The sequence below is a fragment of the Nocardioides sp. YJ-D4 genome, from assembly GCF_054031495.1.
On sequence record NZ_CM132932.1, the window covers coordinates 3,861,480 to 3,882,002 of the forward strand.

Consider the following 20,523-nt stretch of genomic DNA (forward strand, 5'->3'; position numbering starts at 1 on the left):
TCCCAGGGAATAGTTGGACGTCCAAGTAATTCCAGCATAGGTCGTCCCTGGCGTACTTGCCAGTACGCGACGTCGGCGTCTCAGCCGACGGCATCCCCCGAGGCCGCGCGGAGCTGGGTGAGCAGCGCGGTCAGGCCGTGCACGTCCTCGATCCCGGGCTTCTCGAAGACCTCGCTGTTGAGCGAGATCGTGGCCGCCTCGACGACCTCGCGCCCGGCGTCGGAGATGGCGGCGAGGACCACGCGCCCGTCGTCGGCGGAGCGGCTGCGGCGTACGAAGCCCTGCTTCTCCAGGCGGGCGACGGCGCTGGTCACCGAGGCGGGGTGGACCTGGAGGCGGGAGCCGAGCTTGGCCATCGGGAGCTGGCCGTCCTGGGTGAAGGAGAGGAGGCGAAGCACCTCGTAGCGGGCGAAGGAGAGGTCGTGGGGGCGCAGCGCGGCGTCGACGCGCTCCATGACGAGCTGGTGTACGCGCACGAGCGAGGTCACCAGCGCCATCCCGTCGGCGGCATCGGCCCAGCCGTGCGCGATCCACTGCCGTTTCGCCTCGCCGATCGGATCCATGCGGGCCAGCATCACACAGATGGCTTTACGAATTGATTACGACGGCGCGCCGAACGTCCCGAGAAGGTTGAGAATCACCGCGACGCCGATGAGGGTCGCGATCACCGAGAGCGTCACGACCAGGCCGACGGCGACGGAGAAGCCCGCCCCCTCGTGGCGCGCGCCGCGTTGCTGCAGCGCGTAGAGCCGAGCGACGCTGGTGATCAGCGTGCGCCCCTCCTCGGCGTCGAAACGGTACTGGTCCGTGTCGGGAACGGCCTCGGGATCGTGCACGGTCCACACGCCCTGGTCGGTCTGCTCGTCATCGGCCTCGATGCGGCGTACGCCGGTCCTCTGCGTGTGCGGCACGTCGCCGAACCAGACGAGGCTGCGGGTGTCCTCGATGATCGCGTACGAGCTCCGGGTCGGCATCGAGACGTGGTAGGTGAAGACCCAGTGCAGCTTGGCGGCCAGCAGCATGGAGTGCCAGCGTTCGTCGGCCAGGTCGAGCTCCACGTCGAAACCGCGCGCAGTCTCGGTCGCCTTGTAGGGCGTTCCATCGCACACGCGCGCGACATGTTCGAAGAAGGGCCTCGCATGAGGGGACACGTCTCAAGAGGTTATCGGTTCCGGGGACTCTGTGGGCTCACTCCGTGGCGTTGGGCGGCACGTCGATCTGGAAGTGGACCCGGCCACCGTCGACGTCGTCGACGGTGAGGATCGCGTCGTACTTCTCGCCCTCGGAGGTGAGGACGCAGGTCATCTCCGTGCCGACCTTGCCCTCGAGATCACCGGGGCAGTCGAGATCCTCGGGCGTGACGCCGATGGCGTTGGTGAGCTGCTCGGTCGCGATCCGCTCGACCGTCTTCTCCTGCACGTAGTCCTTGTCCGAGCCGCCGCAGGCCGTCAGAGACAGACCGAGCGGCAGCACGAGCAGTGCCGCGCCGGTGGTGGCGCCCGAGAAGGCGCGGGTGCGTGTCATGCGCACAGACTAGGGGTAGGCAAAGATCAGGCAGACGTACGCCGCACCAGCACGGGCGCGCAGACGCGAACGGCCGCCGACCCCGATGGGGCCGGCGGCCGGGCGGCGGAGGGGTCAGCCCACCGGCGTGAAGTCGCGCGCCCCGATGAACGTGGGCCGCGGCCTCGGGGCCGAGAACGGCTCGACCGCGGTGTTCTCCACGCTGTTGAACACCAGGAAGACGTTCGAGCGCGGGTAGGGCGTGATGTTGCCGTTGGAGCCGTGCATGCAGTTGCAGTCGAACATGACCGCGCTGCCGGCGGCGCCGGCGAGCACGTCGATCCCGTAGGTGTCCGCCATCTTCGTGATGGTCTCCTGGTCCGGGGTGCCCGCACCCTGCATCACCAGCGAGGACTTGTAGTTGTCCTCGGGAGTGGCGCCACCGCACGAGACGTACGTCCGGTGCGAGCCGGGCATGATCATCAGCGGCCCGTTGAAGGAGTGGTTGTCGGTCAGCGAGATCGAGATGCTGGCGGTCCGCATCCGGGGCAGGCCGTCCTCGGCGTGCCAGGTCTCGAAGTCGGAGTGCCAGTAGAAGTCACCGCCACCGAAGCCGGGTTTGAAGTTGATCCGGCTCTGGTGGATGTAGACGTCCGACCCCAGGACCTGCCGGGCCCGGCCGACCACGCGCGGGTCGGCTGCCAGCCGGGCGATGAGGTCGCTGGTCCTGTGCACCTCGAAGATCGAGCGCACCTCCTGCGAGGCGGGTTCGATGATGGTGCGCTCGTCGGCCCGGGTGTCCGGGTCGTTGCTGAGCCGGTGCAGCTCGGCGCGCAGCTCCGCGACCTCCTCGCGCGTGATCAGCTCGGGGACGGTCAGGTAGCCGCGCTCGTCGTAGGAGTCGAGCGTCTGCTGGTCCATCGGCCCGTCGGCCGCGGTGCCCCAGACGACCTTGTCCTGGCGGGGGAGCGTGCTGAAGCCCTCTTCGAGACGGGTGGGGTACACGTCCTCGACGTGTTCGATCGCAGCGGTCATGCAGGTACCTCCTCGGTCGGGTTGCTGGCGTCGGGCTCGGTGAGGAGCGGGTAGACGCCGTCCTCGTCGTGCACCTCGCGGCCGGTGACCGGCGGGTTGAAGGTGCAGATCAGACGCAGATCGGTATGAGCGGTGACGGTGTGCTTGTCGTGCTTGTCGAGCAGGTAGCACATCCCGTCGCGGATCTCGTACGTCTCTTCGGTCTCGCGGTCGAGGAGCTCGCCCTCACCGCCGACGCAGTAGACGCACTCGATGTGGTTGGCGTACCAGAACTCGTTCGTCGTCCCGGCGGGGATGTTGGTCTCGTGGAAGGAGAAGCCGACGCCCTCGCGGGCCAGCACGATCCGGCGGCTGCGCCAGGTGCCGTGCTCGGACTCGACGCGTACGTCTCGGTCGGTCTCGTCGAGGTCTTCCAGATAGGTGACGCGCATGTTCTCTCGTTTCAGCTGTCGGGGGAGGTTAGGCCGGGTTGCCGTCGCCGAGGACGGACGCGGTGGCCTCCTCGACGATGGCGAGGCCGCGGGCGAGCTCCTCGGAGGTGATGGTCAGCGGCGGCATCGTCTTGAGGACCTCGTCCTCGGGGCCGGAGGTCTCGACCAGCAGGCCCCGCTCGTACGCCGCCGTCGCGATCTTCCCGGCCGCGCTGACGTCCGGGAAGGCGATGCCGGTCAGCAGGCCGCGGCCGCGGACGGTCGCACCCTCGTACCGCTCGGCGACCTTGGTCAGCCCGTCCCGCAGCTCGGCGGCCTTCGCCTGGACGTCCTTCTGGAAGGAGTCGTCGGCCCAGTACGTCTCCAGTGCCGCCCGGCCGGTGACGAAGGCGAGGTTGTGACCGCGGAAGGTGCCGTTGTGCTCACCGGGCTCGAACTGGTCGAGCTCGGGCCGGATCAGGGTCAGCGCCATCGGCAGGCCGAAGCCGGAGATCGACTTCGACAGACAGACGATGTCGGGGGAGAACCCGGCCTCCTCGAAGCTGAAGAAGGTGCCGGTACGTCCGCAGCCGGCCTGCACGTCGTCGACGATCAAGATGATGTCGTACTCGCGGCACAGGTCCGAGAGCGCCTTGAGCCACTCCAGCCGGGCGGCGTTGAGGCCGCCCTCGCCCTGGACGGACTCCACGATGATCGCGGCCGGCTTGTCGACGCCGGAGCCGCTGTCCTGGAGCACCCGCTCCAGCCACATGAAGTCGTCGACGGCACCGTTGAAGTAGTCGTCGTACGGGATCTTCGAGCTGTTGGTCAGCGGAATCCCCGCGCCCTTGCGCTTCATCGAGTTGCCGGTCACCGCGAGCGAGCCGAGCGTCATCCCGTGGAAGGCGTTGGTGAACGACAGCACGTGCTGTCGCCCGGTCACCTTGCGCGCCAGCTTGAGCGCAGCCTCGACGGAGTTGGTCCCGGTCGGACCGGGGAACATCACCTTGTAGTCGAGGCCGCGCGGCTCGAGGATCAGGTCCGAGAAGGCCTGCAGGAAGTCCCGTTTCGCGCTGGTGTGCATGTCCAGGGAGTGCAGGATGCGGCCCTCGCGCAGATAGTCGAGCAGCGGCTCGAGCAGCGCGGGGTTGTTGTGCCCGTAGTTGAGCGCGCCGGCTCCGGCGAAGAAGTCCAGGTACTCGGTCCCGTCCTCGCTGGTGACGGTGGCGCCGTGGGAGTGGGTCATCACGGCGGGCCAGCTGCGGCAGTAGCTGCGGACCTGTGACTCCAGGGAGTCGAAGATCGCAGTGGCAGGCTCGGTGGTCGTCGTCATGGGTATGACACCTCCGTGATCGGGTCGTGCGGGTGGGAACGGGCCGATGCGGAACAGCAGCTCCGCGTCGTGCCCGTCGGGGAACATCGCGGCCTCGAAGAGCGGCGTGCGCTCGATCGGGGCGCCGCGTGCGTTCGCGAACGATGTGAACAGGGCGATGGAGGCGCTGTTGTCCGCGGTGATGGTCGTCTCCAGGTGGCGTACGCCCTGGTCGACGGTGAGGCGGTCGACGAGCTCGTCGAGCATGCGGCGGGCCAGGCCCTGGCCGCGGTGCTGCTCGTCGACGGCGACCTGCCAGATCATCAGGCTCTCCGGATCGTCCGGACGGAGATAGCCGGTGACGAATCCTCCTGGATCGTCATCGACGGTCGCGATGAGCGACGTCTCTGCGAAGTCGCGCGCCCACAGCAGGTAGGCGTACGAGGCATTGACGTCGAGTACCCGAGATTTCGTTGCCATCCGCCACAGGTGCTGACCGTCCTCGAGGTCCGGTGAGCGGAAGTCGACTCGGGAAGCCGACTTCAGGCGGGGCACGCTGCCAGTCGAATTGCGATGTGGCATCGCCACACGACGCTAACAGCCTTGCCGCGGGCATGCCCGGGTCGCGTCCGCACTCCGATATGCGGGCGGACCGAGCGGTGGGTCAGGTCAGGCAGACGTACGCCGCACCAGCTCGGGCGCGAAGACGACCCGCCGCGGGAGGGTGGTGGTGCCGTCGAGCTGGGCGAGGAGAAGCCGGCAAGCCTCGGTGGCCATCGCCACGATCGGGTTGGTCATGGTGGTGAGCGGCGGAAGCGTGCGTGCTGCCGTGCCCAGGTCGTCGAAGCCGATCAGGGCGATGTCATCGGGCACGCGCAGGCCGCGCTCGCCCAGGCAGCGCAGGGCGCCGGCAGCCATCAGGTCCGAGGCAGCGAAGATGCCGTCCAGGTGGGGGTGGGCGTCGAGGAGGCGCCCGCAGGCGACCGCGCCGCCGTCCTCGGTGAAGTCGCCTTCGACCATGGCCTCGTCCGACAGGCCATTCTCGGCGAGCTCGGCCCGCCAGCCGGTCAGCCGGTCCCAGCCGGCGTGCATGTCGGCTGGTCCGGCAATGGTGCCGATCCTTCGGCAGCCGCGATCGACCAGGACGCGGGTCGCCTGCCGCCCGGCGCCGACGTTGTCGCTGTCGACGTAGGACACCAAGTCCTCGCTGGTCCAAGGGCGCCCGATGAAGACGTTCGGCAGGCCGATAGCGGCCAGATGGTCCGGAAGGGCGTCGCTGCGGTGGTGAGAGACGACGATGGCCCCGTCGACGTGGCGTCCGCGCAGGTAGCGGAGCATCCGCTCCTCCTCGCCGCCCTGCGCGATCAGCAGCACCACCTGCAGGTCGCGCTCGGACAGGACCCGCGTGACGACGTGCAGCGTGCGCGCGAAGAACGGGTCGGAGAAGACCCGCTCGTCGGGCTCGGGCACGACCAGCGCGACCGAGTCGGTGCGCCGCGTGACCAGCGACCGCGCCGCCGGGTTGGGGGTGTAGCCGAGCGTGCGGACCGCTTCGGACACGGCCTCAGCGGCCTTCGCGGAAACGCGGGAGCCGCCGTTGATGGCACGCGACGCGGTCGCCCGGCTGACACCAGCCAGCCGAGCGACCTCGTCGAGCGTGGGCATGTTCACGGGCGCGCCGGCACCCGATTGTTGGCGGCGACATCGGCGAACCAGAGGCCGCTGTCCTTCGGCGTACGCACCTGGGTCTCGAAGTCCACGTGCACGATCCCGAACCGGTGCGCGTAGCCGTAGCTCCACTCGAAGTTGTCGAGCAGGGACCAGGCGAAGTAGCCGCGTACGTCCGCACCCTGCTCCATCGCGTCGAGGGTGGCGCGCAGGTGCGTGTCGATGTAGTCGAGTCGGGCGCTGTCGTGCACGGCGCCATCCTCCACCACATCATCGTAGTAGGCGCCGTTCTCGGTGATGTAGATGGGCGGGGCGCCGTACTCGCCGCTGAGCCGGGTCAGCAGCCGGGTCAGCCAGACCGGGTCGATCTCCCAATCGCGGGCGGTCGTGGCGCGGCCCGTACGCGGGGTGACGAACTCGGCGCCGGGGTAGGGGTTCCCTCGCGGCAGGTCGGAGTGCACGAGCCGGCTGCCCAGCACCTGGTCGGGGTCGATCTCGAACGGCTCCGCCGCGATGGCGTTGCCGAAGTAGAAGTTGACCCCGAGGACGTCGAGCGGCGCGGAGATGACCTCCAGGTCGCCCTCGAGCACCCAGTCCTGCCACGGCCGGCCCTGGAAGGTCAGGCCCTCGGTGTCCGCGGCCAGGTCGTCGGCGTACTTGCCCCGGAACAGCGGGTCGAGGAACACCCGGTTGTGCAGACCGTCGATCCGCCGGGTCATGTCGACGTCCTCGGGACGGTCGGCGTCGTAGGGGTCGACGACCGTCGGATTGAGGGTGATGCCGAGGGACTTGCCGTTCTCCGGCGTCGCGCCGCGGGCGCGCAGCTCGTTGATCACGAGCCCGTGCCCGAGCATGAGGTGGTGGGCCGCGACGATGCCGGCCACGCCCTCCTGGCGACCCGGCGCGTGCTGGCCACCGGAGTAGCCGAGGAACGCCGAGCACCACGGCTCGTTCAGCGTCGTCCAGTTGTCGACGCGGTCGGAGAGCGCGTCGTACACGGTCGTGGAGTACTCCACGAACCGGTAGGCGGTGTCCCGGCTGGTCCAGCCGCCCTGGTCCTCCAGCGCCTGCGGCAGGTCCCAGTGGTAGAGCGTGATCCACGGCGCGATCTCGGCCTCGAGCAGCTCGTCGACGAGACGGCTGTAGAAGTCGAGTCCTGCCTGGTTGACCTTCCCGCCGTCGGGACGGATCCGCGGCCACGCCGTCGAGAACCGGTACGAAGCCAGGTTGAGGCGCTTCATCAGCGCGACGTCCTCGGGCACCCGGTGGTAGTGGTCGCAGGCCACCTCGCCGGTGTCGCCGTTGAGGATCGCCCCCGGCACCTTGGTAAAGGTGTCCCAGTTGCTGGGCGTACGTCCGTCCTCGTCGATGGCTCCCTCGATCTGGTAGGAAGCCGTCGCCGCACCCCAGAGGAAGTCCTGGGGAAACGTGCGCTCGGCGCGGGCTGGGTTTGTCGAGAGATTCATCCCTTGACGGCTCCTTGCATGATGCCGGACACCAGGTGGCGGCCGGTGGCGATGAACAACAGAAGTAGGGGCACGGTCGCGAGGATCGTTCCGGCCTGGACCAGCGCCATGTCGGCATGCCCCTGTCCGGGCGCGACCTTGAGCGCGTCCAGCGCGGTCTGCAGGGTCTGTACGTCGGAGCCCTGCAGCACGATCAGCGGCCACATGAAGTCGGTCCACACCTGCATGAAGGTGAACAGGCCGAGGATCGCCATGGCCGGTCGTGCGGCGGGGAGGGCGACTGTCCAGAACGTACGGATCATGGACGCACCGTCGACGCGGGCTGCGTCGATGAGCTCGTCGGGGATCGCGTCGACCAGGTACTGCCGCATGAAGAAGACACCGAACGCGGTCACCAGCCACGGCAGGATCACGGCAGGGAGGGTGCCGGTCAGGCCGAGGCTGGAGAACTGCTTGAGCATCGGCACCAGTGCGAGCTGGGTCGGCACCGCCAAGGTCGCGACCACGAAGACCATCGCCGCGTTGGCTCCGCGGAAGCGGAGCTTGGCGAAGGAGTAGCCGGCCAGGGTCGAGAACAGCACCACCGATGCCGCCGAGACCCCGGAGACGATGATCGAGTTGAGCAGGGCCGTCCAGAAGTCGATCCGGTCGAAGACCCGGGCGGCGTTGTCGAAGAAGTGTCCGCCCGGGACCAGCGGGGGAGGCGACTGGATCGCCCGCTGGCGGGTCACGGACCCGATGACGAACGACCAGTAGAGGGGGAAGGCCGACCCGATCAGGAACGCTGTGAGCAGGCCGTACACGAGGAATCCAGGTCTCTTGCTCATCGGAGGCTCCTACGCTGAACGGCCCGGGTGACCAGGAAGTTGACCAAGGCGATCCCCACGATGATGAGGAAGAGCACCCAGGCGGCGGCGGCCGCCCGCGGATACGGGTTGGTCGTGGTCTGGGCGGTGTTGAAGACGTACATCGTCAAGGTCGTGTACTGGAAGTCGGAGCCGCCCTGGAACCGCAGGTTGGTGTCGAAGATCCGCGGCTCGGTGAAGATCTGCAGGCCACCGATGGTCGAGGTGACGATGACGAAGATCATCGTCGGCCGGATCGAGGGCAGGGTGACGTGGAAGAACTGCCTCACCTTGGAGGCGCCGTCGATGTCGGCCGCCTCGTAGAGGTCTCGCGGGATCGCCTGCATGGCGGCGAGGATGATCAGCGCGTTGTAGCCCGTCCAGCGCCAGTTGACCATGGTGGCGATCGCGGTCCAGCTGGCGAACCGGTCGGCGTGCCAGGGCACCTTCGGAAGGCCGAACTCGGCGAGCGTCTGGTTGATCAGGCCGGTGCCGTCGGCGAAGATCGCGCCGAAGATCATCGCGGACGCCGCGGGGGCGACCACGAAGGGCAGCAGGATGCTCATCCGCCACAGGGTGCGGCCACGGAGCTGGGTGTCGAGCAGCGCGGCGAGGATCGTCGCCACGATGATCTGCGGCACCGAGGAGAGCAGGAAGATCCCGATGGTGTTCCAGAAGGCCTTGCGGAAGACCGAGTCGCCGAGCACGTGGGCGTAGTTGTCCCAGCCGACCCACGGGCCGACCTCGGACCCGTACGCAGGCCAGGAGAAGAAGGACAGGTAGCCGGTGTAGAGCATCGGGTAGAGCCCGATGACGATGAACACCAGGAAGAACGGCGCGACGTAGAGGTAGGGCGAGAGCTTGAAGTCCCACCGGGAGAGCCGGTTACGCCACGCCTGGCGGCGGGGTGCTGCCCCGGTCGAGGGCGCCGGGGTGGCGTTCTCGACCGGGGCAGAGGTGGTGGTCGGCATGGATCAGGACATTCCTTCGACGCCCTCGAGGAAGGTCGCCCACGACTTCTCGGGGTCGGTGCCCTCGTCCACACGTCGGATCGCCTGCTGGAAGAGACCCAGGATGTCGGAGTACTTGTCACCCTTGAACGGGACGCCCGCCGGCACGGCCTCGGCGCGGCTGGCCAGGATCTGCGAGGTCGGGGCGTTGTTGAAGTAGGGGTCGGTGGCGTTCTCCTCGGCCAGCGTGGACTGGGCCTCCAGGTTGGCCGGGAAGTTGCCGGCCACCTTCGAGGCAGCGACCTGGGACTCGGCGTTGGTCAGGTAGTTGGCGAACTCCTTGGCCTCCTCCTGGTGCTCGGACTGAGCCGGGACGGCGAGGTAGGAGCCGCCCCAGTTGCCGCCGCCGCCCGGGAAGGCGTCGACGATGTCCCAGCCCTTCACGTCAGGCGCGGAGTCCTTGATGTTGGCGAACATCCAGCCGGGGCAGGGGATGGTCGCGAAGCCGTCGTTGGTGAAGTTGGCCATCCAGTCCTCGCCCCACTGCTCGACCTTGGTCGACTGGGTGGCGGCGTGCTCGGCGACCGTGTCGTAGACCGCCCGGAGCTCCGGGTTGTCGGCGTCGACCTTCTGGTCCTTGGTCTGGAAGGGGTATTCCACCTGGTTGAGCATCGCCTGGGCGATCGCGCCGCTGGAGTCGTACCACGCGGTCTTGGGCATCTTCGCCTTGAACTTGTCGCCGGTGGCGAAGTAGGTGTCCCAGTCCTTGAAGAGCTCCTTCACGGACTCGCGGTCGCTCGGCAGGCCGGCCTTCTCGAAGAGGTCGGCGCGGTAGCAGAACGCCTCGGGGCCGGCGTCGGTCGGATAGCCGATCTGCTTGCCGTCGGCGGTCTGGCCCTCGAGGTACTTCGACTCCATCCAGCGGCTGTCGAGCTCCTTGTCGGTGAGGTCGACGAACTGGTCGGAGGCGCCCTCGGCGACGAGCGCGGGCATCATGTCGCCCTCGATGCCGACGATGTCGGTGAGACCCTCGCCCGACTGCAGGCCGGTGGTGAGGCTCTGCTTCCAGGTGTCCCACTCGGCAACGACGGTCTGCTTGACCTTGAAGGGGCGATCAGGGTCGGCGTTCCACTGCTCGATGAGGTCGCCGTAGCCGAACTCGCTGAAGGTCGTGATGGTCAGGGTGTCGTCCTTGCCGAGCTTGGCCTGCTCGCCGGTGTCGTCGCTGCCGCCGCAGGCCCCGACGAGGCCAGCGACGAGAGTGGCGACCGCGCCAGCGGCTAGACCGCGGCGCCAGGACTTGGAGATCTTGGACACGGGGTGCTCCTGCACGTCTGTGTGGGGAGTGAGAGCGCTTCCACTCTCGGGACTAGGGAGAGTGTGATCGCGCTCACAAGGCTCTGTCAAGTAGCCGGGTGGTAACGATTTCGTGACTGTGGGAGCGCTTCCACCAAACTGGGGAAACGAGGGCGTCTCTCAGCCCGAGATGACGGTGAGCAGCCGCGCGGCCTCGGCGGCCATCGCGTCGCGGCCGGCACCGAGGTAGCGGCGCTGGTCGACCAGGGCCGGGTCCGCTTCGAGGGCGTCGCGGACGGCGCCGGTGAAGGCCTTGTTGAGCTGGGTGGCGACGTTGATCTTCGTCATCCCGGCGGCGATGGCGGCTCGGAGTCCGTCGTCGCTCACGCCGGAGGAGCCGTGCAGGACCAGCGGTACGTCGACGGCGCGGCGGATCGCTGCGATCAGTGCCTCGTCCAGGGCCGCGTCGCGGGTGGTCATCTTGTGGCTCGAGCCGACCGCGACGGCGAGGGCGTCGACGCCGGTGCCGGCGACGAACGCGGCCGCCTCGGCCGGGTCGGTGCGTACGCCGGGGGCGTGGACGCCGTTCTTTCCGCCGACCTCGCCGAGCTCGGCCTCGACGTGGGCGCCGCGGTCGTGGCAGCGGCGGGCGACGGCGGCGGTGCGGGTGAGGTTGTCCTCGTAGGGGAGCTGGGAGGCGTCGTACATCACCGACGAGAAGCCGAGGTCGACCGCGATCCCGACCAGGTGCTCGTCGGTCGCGTGGTCCAGGTGGAGCGCGATCGGCATCGTCGAGCCGGACGCGACCGCGATCGCGGCCTGGGCCAGGGGAGCCAGGCCGCGGTGGTAGCGCACCGCGTTCTCGCTGATCTGCACGATGACCGGCCGGTTCGCGGTCTCGGCTCCGGTGGCGATCGCCTCGACGGTCTCCAGGTTGATCGCGTTGAAGGCGGCGACACCGCGGCTCTCCTCGTAGGCCGAGCTGATCAGCGAGGCGGTGGTCGTGAGCGTCATGGTCGAAGTGTCGCAGGCAGCCGCCGACGAGAACGGCCGCCGACCCACGAGGGTCGGCGGCCGTCCGATGAGTCGATCAGGACTTGTTGGCCTTGCGGGCGCGGGAGGCGATCTTGGCGCGGTCGTTCTGGTCGAGGACGACCTTGCGGATGCGGACCATGTCGGGGGTGACCTCGACGCACTCGTCCTCGCGGCAGAACTCCAGGCACTGCTCGAGCGAGAGCTTCTTCGGCGGGATGAGCTTCTCGAAGTTGTCGGAGGTGGCGGAGCGGACGTTGGTCTGCTGCTTCTCCTTGGTGATGTTGACGTCCATGTCGTCGGCGCGGGAGTTCTCGCCGACGATCATGCCTTCGTAGACCTCGGTCGCCGGCTCGACGAACATGACGCCGCGCTCCTGCAGCGAGGTCATGGCGTACGCCGTGGCCGCACCGGCCCGGTCGGCGACGAGCGAGCCGTTGTTGCGCGAGCGGATCTCGCCGGCCCAGCGGTCGTAGCCCTCGGAGATGTGGTGGGCGATTCCGGTGCCGCGGGTCTCGGTGAGGAACTCGGTGCGGAAGCCGATCAGGCCACGCGCCGGGACGATGAACTCCATGCGCACCCAGCCGGTGCCGTGGTTGGTCATGCCCTCCATGCGGCCCTTGCGGTTCGCGAGCAGCTCGGTGATGGCGCCGAGGTACTCCTCCGGCGCGTCGATGGTCAGGCGCTCGAACGGCTCGTGGATCTTGCCGTCGATCTCCTTGGTGACCACCTGCGGCTTGCCGACGGTCAGCTCGTAGCCCTCGCGGCGCATCTGCTCGACCAGGATCGCGAGCGCCAGCTCGCCACGGCCCTGGACCTCCCAGGCGTCGGGCCGCTCGGTGTTGAGGATCTTCAGGGACACGTTGCCGATGAGCTCGGAGTCGAGGCGGTCCTTGACCAGGCGCGCGGTGACCTTCGAGCCCTTGACCTTGCCGACCAGCGGCGAGGTGTTGGTGCCGATGGTCATCGAGATGGCCGGCTCATCGACGTGGATGAGCGGCAGCGCGACCGGGTTCTCCGGGTCGGCGAGGGTCTCGCCGATGGTGATGTCCGGGATGCCGGCGATGGCAACGATGTCGCCGGGGCCGGCGATCTCGCCCGGCTTGCGCTCGAGGCCCTCGGTGATGAGCAGCTCGGTGATGCGTACGTTCTTGACCTCGCCGTCACGGCGCATCCAGGCGACGTTCTGGCCCTTCTTCAGGGTGCCCTGGTGGATGCGGACCAGCGCGAGGCGGCCGAGGAACGGGCTCGCGTCGAGGTTGGTGACGTGGGCCTGGAGGGGCGCGCCCTCGACGTACGTCGGAGCCGGGATCGTGTCCATGATCGTCTGGAACAGCGGCTCCAGGTCCTTGGAGTCGGGCAGCTCGCCGTTGCCGGGCTGCTCGAGCGACGCGACGCCGGCCTTGCCCGAGGCGTAGATCACCGGGAAGTCGAGCGCGTCCTGGCTGTGAGAGTCGTCGAGCAGGTCCATGAAGAGCTCGTACGTCTCGTCGACGACCTCCTCGATGCGGGCGTCGGGGCGGTCGACCTTGTTGACCACCAGCACGACCGGCATGTCGGCGTTGAGCGCCTTGCGCAGCACGAACCGGGTCTGCGGGAGCGGGCCCTCGGAGGCGTCCACCAGCAGCACGATCCCGTCGACCATCGACAGGCCGCGCTCGACCTCACCACCGAAGTCGGCGTGGCCGGGGGTGTCGATGATGTTGATCGCCATCCCCTCGGGCGCGCTCGGCCCGGTGTAGTGGATGGCGGTGTTCTTCGCGAGGATGGTGATGCCCTTCTCGCGCTCGAGCTCGCCGGAGTCCATGACCCGGTCGGCGACCGATTCGGCCTCGTGCTCGGTGAACGTGCCTGCCTGACGCAGCATGGCGTCGACCAGCGTGGTCTTGCCGTGGTCGACGTGCGCAACGATGGCGACGTTGCGTAGATTGGCCTTGAGGATCTCGGACATGTGCGAAGCGGCTCGATTTCTGGCGCGGGACGGGACGTCTGATCTTATCCGCCGTGACCTCCTTGACCCGCATCCGGAGATGACGGTTGGCTGAGGCCCATGACTTCTCGGAAACACGTCTGCCAGATCGTGCCCCCGTATCTCATGCAGCGGCTCGACGCCGGCCGCCTCGACCAGGACAACGCGTTTCGAGCCGCTCGGGCCGAGCACCTGACCAGGGTTCTCGCCCAGGGCGCCGCGCCCGAAGCCGGCGAGACCACCGCCGAGGCTGGGGACTGGACGGTCTACACCGCCAACAACGGCACCGACCTCCCCGGGGAGAAGGCCCGCGCCGCGGGTGAGCCGGAGACGGGCGACCCGAGCGTCGACGAGGCCGCGACCGGGATCACCGGCTCGCTGGCGCTCTTCGAGGAGGTCTACGGCCGCGACTCCTACGACGGCCGCGGCATCGAGGTCGTGATGACGGTCCACTACGACCGCGACTACGCCAACGCCTTCTGGGACGGCACCCAGCTGGTCTTCGGCGACGGCGACGGCGAGATCTTCCAGCGGTTCACCAAGGCCGTCGACGTGATCGGTCACGAGCTCTCCCATGCGGTCACCGAGCACTCCGCCGGGCTCGTCTACCAGGGCCAGCCCGGCGCGCTCAACGAGTCGATGTCGGACGTGTTCGGCTCGTGCCTCAAGCAGCGCCTCCTCGGTCAGAGCGCCGACGAGGCCGACTGGATCATCGGCGAGGGACTCTTCACCGAGTCGGTCCAGGGCGTCGGGCTACGGCACATGCTCGAGCCCGGGACCGCCTACGACGACCCCACCTTGGGCAAGGACCCGCAGCCGGCCCACATGGACGACCTCTACGACGGCACCGACGACAACGGCGGCGTCCACATCAACTCCGGCATCCCCAACCGCGCCTTCGCCCTCGCCGCGAAGGCGATCGGCGGCAACTCGTGGGACGGTGCCGGCAAGATCTGGTACGCCGCGCTGACCAACGGCGCCGTCACCACCGACACCGACTTCGCCGGGTTCGCCGCGGCCACCATCGCCGAGGCCGGCGACCAGGCCGAGGCGGTCACCACCGCGTGGTCCGAGGTCGGGGTCACCCCAGCATCCAGGGCTCCCGCGTCCGATGGTGAGGGCCCGACCATGGTGAAGGTACGCCGCAGCGGCGGTTTCCTGGGACGTACCAAGGAGGGGGTCGCGGAGCTCGCGCCCTCGGCCGCCCATGTGGCCGCCCTGCGCAACCTGATCGCGCAGCGCGACGTCACCCCTTCGAAGCCGAAGGGTGCCGACCGCTACATCTACGAGTTCGAGGTCGACGGCCGGAAGGTGGTCGTGCACGAGGGCGACATGAGCCCCGAGCTGCGCGCCGTCGCCAACGAGCTGCTCGAGAGCTGATCAGCCTCAGGGCAGGGCGCGGTCGAGCGCGGCCTCGACGTGCACGGTGATGGCGTCGAGGATGGGTACGTCGACGTCGCTGGGTCGCACCAGCAGGCTGAGCTCGGAGGCGCCGAGGATGACGCCGTCGGCGCCCGCGTCCCACAGCTCGTGGACGACCTCGAGGACCCGCTTGCGCGAGCCGGACACGACGTTCCGGTGGATGAGCTCCTCGTAGATGATCGAGTCGAGCATCTCCACGTGGAGGGTGTCGGGCAGGTTCACGTCGACGCCGTGGTCCGAGATCCGCTGGGCGAAGAAGTCGTTCTCCACGGTGTAGCGGGAGGCGAGGAACCCAGCCTTGGTGATGCCGAGCTCCTTGGCCTTCGCGGCGAGCTCGTCGGCCAGGTGCAGCACGGGTACGTCGACGGCGGCCGCCACCTCGTCGTAGACCTTGTGGAAGGTGGTGGTGCACAGCAGGATGAAGTCGGCGCCGCCGGCCACCACGCTGCGGGCCGCGGCGGTCAGGATCTCGGCGACCTGGTCCCAGGACTCCTTCTCCTGCAGTGCCGTCAGCTCGGCCAGGTCGACGGAGGCCAGCACGATCTTGGCGGAGTGGAGACCGCCGAGCCGCTCCTGGACACCCTTGTTGAGTCCCTCGTAGTAAGCGGCGGTGCTTTCCCAGCTCATGCCGCCGATGAGTCCGATCGTCTGCACGTCATCGAGTGTGACACCGTCGGCTGTCGCGTACTGAATCCTCGGCGTCGCTCTGACCTGGACTAGACCAGGTCAGAGGCCGGATCAGGGGCTGTCAGCCCTCGCGGTGCACCTTGTGCGGGGCCGCCTGGGCGCGCGGCTTGATGACCAGCTCGTCGATGTTGACGTGAGCCGGACGGGTCGCCATCCACACGATGGCGTCGGCGATGTCCTCGGCCACCAGCGGGTCGGCGACGCCCTGATAGACCGCGTCGGCAGCCGCCTGGTCGCCCCCGAGACGTACGAGCGAGAACTCCTCGGTCTGGACCATGCCCGGGGCGATCTCCATGATCCGCACCGGCTTGTCGACGATCTCCAGGCGCAGCGCCTCGGTGACCGCGCGGGTGCCGAACTTGGCTGCGTTGTAGCCCGCACCGCCCTCGTAGGCGCGCCGGCCGGCGATCGAGCCGACGTTGATGATCGCGCCCGCTCCCGAGGCGACCAGAGCGGGGAGCAGCGCCTTGGTCACGCGGGTCAGGCCGATCACGTTGACCTCGAACATCGCCTGCCACTTGGTCAGGTCGGCCTCGGCCACCTTGTCCACACCGAAGGCGCCGCCGGCGTTGTTGACCAGCAGGTCGAGACGGTCGCCGACCGCCTCGGCGAGGGCGGCGACGGAGTCGTCGGAGGTGACGTCGGTCGCGATCGCGGTGCCGCCGATCTCCTCGGCCAGCGCTGCGATCCGGTCGGCCCGGCGAGCGGCGAGGAAGACGTGGTAGCCCTCCTTGGCGAGCTGGCGGGCAGTGGCCGCGCCGATCCCGCTCGAGGCGCCGGTGACGACAGCATTCTTGGACGACATGGCGCCATTCTCTCGTCGCTCGCTCGACTTTGCCCACCGGGTCCCACGATCGAAGACGATTCACGCGGGTTCACGCGGCCGGGAATGATGAGCGAGATCCGCGTGTTGAGAGACGGGACCACAGGCGTATACACAAAGGGGCAGGAATGATCCACCGCGTAGCGATGGTCAGTCTGCACACCTCTCCGCTCGACCAGCCCGGCACCGGCGACGCCGGCGGCATGAACGTCTACGTGCTCGAGCTCTCCCGGCGGCTGGCCACCCAGGGCATCGCGGTCGACATCTTCACGCGCGCGACCTCCTCGCGCCTGCCGCAGGTCGTGGAGGCGTACGACGGGGTCGCCGTCCACCACGTCCACGCCGGCCCGTTCGAGGGGCTGGCCAAGGGTGACCTTCCGGGGCAGCTGTGCACGTTCGCGCGCGAGGTGCTCCGCGCGGAGGCGTCCAACCCGCCGGGCTACTTCGACGCCGTGCACTCCCACTACTGGCTCTCGGGCCAGGTCGGCGCGCTCTCCCGCGACCGCTGGGGCGTACCGCTGGTCCACTCGATGCACACGATGGCCAAGGTCAAGAACGAGGCGCTCGCCGAGGGTGACTGTCCCGAGCCCGAGGCTCGCGTGATCGGGGAGGAGCAGGTCGTCGATGCCGCCGACATGCTCATCGCCAACACCGACCTCGAGGCCAAGCAGCTGATCAACATGTACGACGCGGAGCCGGGCCGTGTCGCCGTCGTGCATCCCGGGGTCGACCTGCGGGTCTTCCGTCCGCGCGGGCGGGCCGCGGCGCGTGCCGCGCTCGGGCTCCCTGCCCGTGCTCACGTGCTGCTCTTCGCCGGTCGCATCCAGCCGCTCAAGGCTCCGGATGTGTTGTTGCGTGCGGCCGCCGTCATGCTGGCGCGTGACCCGTCGCTGCGCCCCAACCTCGTCGTCCCGATCGTCGGTGGACCCTCCGGCTCCGGGCTGGAGCACCCGACCGGACTGGCCGATCTGGCCGCTGAGCTGGGGATATCCGACGTGGTCCGGTTCGTCCCGCCGGTGCGCCAGGACCAGCTCGCGCTCTGGTACTCGGCCGCCTCCGTCGTCGCCGTCCCCTCCTACAACGAGTCGTTCGGCCTGGTCGCCGTCGAGGCCCAGGCCTGCGGCACGCCCGTCGTCGCGGCCGCGGTCGGCGGGCTGACCACCGCCGTGCACCACGGCCGCAGCGGGCTCCTGGTCGACGGCCACGACCCGGCGCAGTGGGCCGACGCACTCACCAACGCCATCGCCTCCCACTCACGCTGGTCCGCCCTGGCCGACGGAGCCCGCGAACACGCCCAGGACTTCTCCTGGGATCTCACCGCACGCAATACGCTCGAGGTCTATGAAGAGGCCAAGATGCTGATGCGTGAGGAGCTGACGGCATGACTGATGCGCGGACCGACCAGGAAGAGGTCGTACGCGGCTGGCTGAAGTCCAACGACCTGACCTGGGACGAGACGTCCCAGCCGGGTGGCGAGGTGGTCTTCTCGTTCTCGCTCCCGGGCGAGCGCAAGCTGCAGACGCCGGTCCGGCTCGACCTGGGGCAGCACGCCCTCGGCGTCCATGCCTTCGTCTGCCGCCGTCCCGACGAGAACCACGAGACCGTCTACCGCTGGCTGCTCGAGCGCAACCTGCGGCTCTACGGGGTCTCGTTCGGTCTCGACCGGCTCGGCGACATCTACCTCGACGGCCGGCTGCCGCTGGCGATGGTCGAACCAAGCGAGCTCGACCGGCTGCTCGGCTCGGTCCTGACGTACGCGGACGAGTCCTTCAACACCATCCTCGAGCTCGGCTTCGCCTCCTCGATCCGCAAGGAGTGGGAGTGGCGCAAGCTGCGCGGTGAGTCGACCGCCAACCTCGAAGCCTTCCGGGGCTGGCTCGAGGCGACCGAGTGAGGACGAGCGGCGAGCTTGCTCGTCCGCTCGCGCCGAGCGAGGGAGCAAGCGCGCGGAGCGCGCAGGCCGGCGAGGACTAACGCGGCTGGCGGCGGGTGATCAGCACACCCGCGATGCACATCGCGCCACCGATGAAGGCGAGGGCCGGCGGCACCTCGTCGAGCACCAGCCACGCCATCAACGCGGTGATGAACGGCACCAGGAACGTCGACTGCGCGAACTTGCCAGCATCGGAGTGTGACAGGGCATAGGCCCAGGTCACGAAGGCCAGCGCGCTCGGGAAGAGGCCGAGGTAGACGATCCAGCCGATGTTGCCGACGCTGATGTCGGGGATCGTGGTGGCCAGCTCGAACGACCAGGGCAGGCAGATGACGAGGCCGGCGATCGCGTACCAGAACGTCAGCAGCAGCGCGCTCATCGTCGGCAGCAGCTTCTTCTGGGTGAGAACGCCGACCGCGAAGGTGAGCGCCGCGACGACCGAGAGGGCGACGCCGATCCAATCGCCGGTGTCACCGTTGGCCGAGGCGCGGCCGATGACGACGACCCCTGCGAAGCCGACACCGGTGCCGATCAGGATCCATCGGTGGATCGTCTCCTTGAGCACGAGGCCGGCCAGCAGCGCCACCACGATCGGCCCGACCTGCACGATCAGCGCCGCCGTCGCCGCGTCGATCCGGCGCTCGGACTCGTTGAGCGCCAGGTTGTAGATCCCGAGCCACGATGCACCGCCCAGCGCGATCAGCGGCCACTCCTTCCGGGTCGGCAGCCGGAACCCGCCCTTCAGGGCGAGGTAGGCGCCGAGCGCCGCCACCATCACCACGAGCCGGCCCAGCGACAGGCTCCCCGGAGGAACGGTGTCGCCCAGGTGACGGATCCCGACGAACGCCGATGCCCACAGGACCAGCGTGATCCCGCAAGCGATCAGTGGCTTCCAGATCGGCGTGGTCGCAGCGGGCGCGGGGCTGATCGTCGTCGTCACGATAAAAGGGTAAAGATCCGCGCCCCAGGGCGCGAGCGGATATCAGCCATCCATGTTCGACATCCCGCCATCTCGCCCGCGCCGAGACGTCAGCCGCGTCGGCCGAGACGTCACTGGCGTCGGCCGAGAGGTCACGGTGGTGCCCACTCGGCCGACCGGAGTGACGCCTCGGCCGACCGGAGTGACGCCTCGGCCGACCGGGGTGACGCCTCGGTGGGGTCAGCCGCGGAAGGTGCGGCGGTACGCGGTGGGGGTGACGCCGAAGGCGGCGTGGAAGTGGAGACGGAGGGACTGGGCGGTGTTGAGGCCGCAGCGGGCGGCGACCTGCTCCATCGAGAGGTCGGTGGTCTCCAGCAGGTTGCGGGCGAGCTCGATGCGCTGGCGCTGCAGCCAGCGGCCGGGGGAGTCGCCGGTCTCGTCGCGGAACCGCCGGGTGAAGGTGCGTACGGACATCGAGACCCGGGACGCCATCGCTTCCAGGCTCAGCGGCTGGTCGAGGTGGGCGAGGGCCCAGGCGGTCGCCGCCGAGATGCCGGTTTCGCCGGGGGCGGGTGCGTGATGCCGGATGAACTGCGCCTGCCCGCCGTCGCGGTGGGGAGGTACGACCGTCGCGCGGGCGACGCGGTTGGCGACCGCGGCGCCGTGGTCGCTGCGTACGACATGGAGGCAGAGGTCCAGGCCCGAGGCCACGCCGGCGGAGGTGAGGATGTCGCCGTCGTCGACGAAGAGTACGTCAGGGTCCAGCTTGACCTGCGGAAACAGGGCTCGGAAGTCGTCGGTGTGCGACCAGTGGGTGGTCGCCGGGCGGCCGTCGAGGAGGCCCGCCGCGGCGAGCGCGAAGGCGCCGGTGCAGATCGACATGATCCGGGTGCCGGGCCGGATGAGGTCGAGCGCCTCCTTCAGCGGCGCCGACAGGACGCCATCCGAGACCGTCGGGTAGTCGAGGCCGAACTTCGGGATCACCACGGTGTCCGCGTCCGCGAGCGCCTCGGGTCCGTGCGGTGCGAGGACGACCACGTCCGAGTCCGACTGCACCGGTCCGGCTTCGCCGGTGGTGCAGGTGACGACCTCGTAGAGCAGCCGGTCCTCGCTGTCGCGGGCCCTGCCGAAGATCCGGTGCGGGATGCCGATCTCGAACGGGATGAACCCGTCCTGGATCAGCACCGCGACCCGGTGCGGGGAAGCCACCCGTACGTCGCTCATGGCTGGATCTTACCGATAGATGACAATCA

At 68.9% G+C, this 20,523-nt stretch carries 20 protein-coding genes; 3 read left to right on the top strand and 17 right to left on the bottom strand.

The annotated features are described in order from the left end of the window. Positions 1–80: 80 nt before the first annotated feature. From ACW14X_RS18480 to typA, 13 genes are all read right to left on the bottom strand, one after another. On the bottom strand, positions 81–563 hold the full coding sequence (locus ACW14X_RS18480) for a MarR family winged helix-turn-helix transcriptional regulator (RefSeq protein ID WP_457162911.1): 483 nt from the start codon (positions 561–563) through the stop codon (positions 81–83). Between the two features lie 36 nt (positions 564–599). Further along, the gene (locus ACW14X_RS18485) at positions 600–1,109 is read right to left on the bottom strand and encodes a hypothetical protein (RefSeq protein ID WP_160026799.1); all 510 of its coding nucleotides are present in this window, start codon (positions 1,107–1,109) and stop codon (positions 600–602) included. Positions 1,110–1,188: 79 nt separating this feature from the next. After that, on the bottom strand, positions 1,189–1,524 hold the full coding sequence (locus ACW14X_RS18490; protein ID WP_350715602.1) for a DUF4333 domain-containing protein: 336 nt from the start codon (positions 1,522–1,524) through the stop codon (positions 1,189–1,191). Between the two features lie 114 nt (positions 1,525–1,638). After that, on the bottom strand, positions 1,639–2,538 hold the full coding sequence (gene thpD, locus ACW14X_RS18495; RefSeq protein WP_457162912.1) for an ectoine hydroxylase: 900 nt from the start codon (positions 2,536–2,538) through the stop codon (positions 1,639–1,641). Continuing rightward, positions 2,535–2,969 (bottom strand): ectoine synthase, encoded by a 435-nt coding sequence (locus ACW14X_RS18500; protein WP_457162913.1) that lies wholly within the window; start codon positions 2,967–2,969, stop codon positions 2,535–2,537. Before ACW14X_RS18500 ends, thpD begins: the two co-directional genes overlap by 4 nt. A gap of 28 nt (positions 2,970–2,997) precedes the next feature. Next, the gene (ectB, locus tag ACW14X_RS18505) at positions 2,998–4,815 is read right to left on the bottom strand and encodes a diaminobutyrate--2-oxoglutarate transaminase (RefSeq protein WP_457162914.1); all 1,818 of its coding nucleotides are present in this window, start codon (positions 4,813–4,815) and stop codon (positions 2,998–3,000) included. A 114-nt stretch (positions 4,816–4,929) separates the two neighbouring features. Next, positions 4,930–5,925 carry a LacI family DNA-binding transcriptional regulator gene (locus tag ACW14X_RS18510; RefSeq protein ID WP_160029437.1) on the bottom strand — a complete coding sequence of 332 codons (996 nt, stop codon included), beginning with the start codon at positions 5,923–5,925 and terminating at the stop codon, positions 4,930–4,932. A 2-nt stretch (positions 5,926–5,927) separates the two neighbouring features. Then, entirely contained in the window at positions 5,928–7,394 is a 1,467-nt protein-coding gene (locus ACW14X_RS18515) for a family 1 glycosylhydrolase (protein WP_160026804.1), read from the bottom strand. Continuing rightward, positions 7,391–8,221: a carbohydrate ABC transporter permease gene (locus tag ACW14X_RS18520; RefSeq protein ID WP_350715593.1), complete on the bottom strand. Its 831-nt coding sequence runs from the start codon at positions 8,219–8,221 to the stop codon at positions 7,391–7,393. Before ACW14X_RS18520 ends, ACW14X_RS18515 begins: the two co-directional genes overlap by 4 nt. Beyond that, entirely contained in the window at positions 8,218–9,210 is a 993-nt protein-coding gene (locus ACW14X_RS18525; protein ID WP_350844674.1) for a carbohydrate ABC transporter permease, read from the bottom strand. The genes ACW14X_RS18520 and ACW14X_RS18525 overlap by 4 nt, the downstream gene beginning before the upstream one ends. A 3-nt stretch (positions 9,211–9,213) precedes the next feature. Further along, the gene (locus ACW14X_RS18530; RefSeq protein ID WP_457162915.1) at positions 9,214–10,506 is read right to left on the bottom strand and encodes an ABC transporter substrate-binding protein; all 1,293 of its coding nucleotides are present in this window, start codon (positions 10,504–10,506) and stop codon (positions 9,214–9,216) included. 159 nt (positions 10,507–10,665) lie between these two features. Continuing rightward, positions 10,666–11,499: a class II fructose-bisphosphate aldolase gene (locus ACW14X_RS18535; RefSeq protein ID WP_457162916.1), complete on the bottom strand. Its 834-nt coding sequence runs from the start codon at positions 11,497–11,499 to the stop codon at positions 10,666–10,668. 76 nt (positions 11,500–11,575) lie between these two features. Then, positions 11,576–13,468 (bottom strand): translational GTPase TypA, encoded by a 1,893-nt coding sequence (typA, locus tag ACW14X_RS18540; RefSeq protein WP_457162917.1) that lies wholly within the window; start codon positions 13,466–13,468, stop codon positions 11,576–11,578. A 99-nt stretch (positions 13,469–13,567) separates the two neighbouring features. Here typA and ACW14X_RS18545 point away from each other — a divergent pair, with 99 nt between their 5' ends. After that, a complete protein-coding gene (locus tag ACW14X_RS18545) occupies positions 13,568–14,866 on the top strand; it encodes a M4 family metallopeptidase (RefSeq protein WP_457162918.1) in 1,299 nt (432 codons plus the stop codon). Positions 14,867–14,872: 6 nt separating this feature from the next. Here the strand turns inward: ACW14X_RS18545 and ACW14X_RS18550 are convergent, their stop codons facing one another. Beyond that, positions 14,873–15,562: an aspartate/glutamate racemase family protein gene (locus ACW14X_RS18550; protein ID WP_350715585.1), complete on the bottom strand. Its 690-nt coding sequence runs from the start codon at positions 15,560–15,562 to the stop codon at positions 14,873–14,875. A 94-nt stretch (positions 15,563–15,656) separates the two neighbouring features. Then, positions 15,657–16,400, bottom strand: coding sequence for an SDR family NAD(P)-dependent oxidoreductase (locus tag ACW14X_RS18555; protein WP_160026812.1), 744 nt, complete (start codon positions 16,398–16,400; stop codon positions 15,657–15,659). 146 nt (positions 16,401–16,546) lie between these two features. Between ACW14X_RS18555 and mshA the strand changes: the two genes are divergently transcribed. Continuing rightward, positions 16,547–17,803: a D-inositol-3-phosphate glycosyltransferase gene (gene mshA / locus ACW14X_RS18560; protein ID WP_160026813.1), complete on the top strand. Its 1,257-nt coding sequence runs from the start codon at positions 16,547–16,549 to the stop codon at positions 17,801–17,803. After that, positions 17,800–18,312, top strand: a complete 513-nt coding sequence (locus tag ACW14X_RS18565; RefSeq protein ID WP_457162919.1) for a YbjN domain-containing protein — start codon at positions 17,800–17,802, stop codon at positions 18,310–18,312. The genes mshA and ACW14X_RS18565 overlap by 4 nt, the downstream gene beginning before the upstream one ends. A gap of 76 nt (positions 18,313–18,388) precedes the next feature. On the opposite strand, the gene ACW14X_RS18570 is transcribed toward ACW14X_RS18565, so the two are convergent. Further along, entirely contained in the window at positions 18,389–19,291 is a 903-nt protein-coding gene (locus ACW14X_RS18570) for a DMT family transporter (protein WP_457162920.1), read from the bottom strand. A gap of 219 nt (positions 19,292–19,510) precedes the next feature. Beyond that, positions 19,511–20,494 carry a GlxA family transcriptional regulator gene (locus ACW14X_RS18575; protein WP_457162921.1) on the bottom strand — a complete coding sequence of 328 codons (984 nt, stop codon included), beginning with the start codon at positions 20,492–20,494 and terminating at the stop codon, positions 19,511–19,513. Positions 20,495–20,523: the final 29 nt, after the last annotated feature.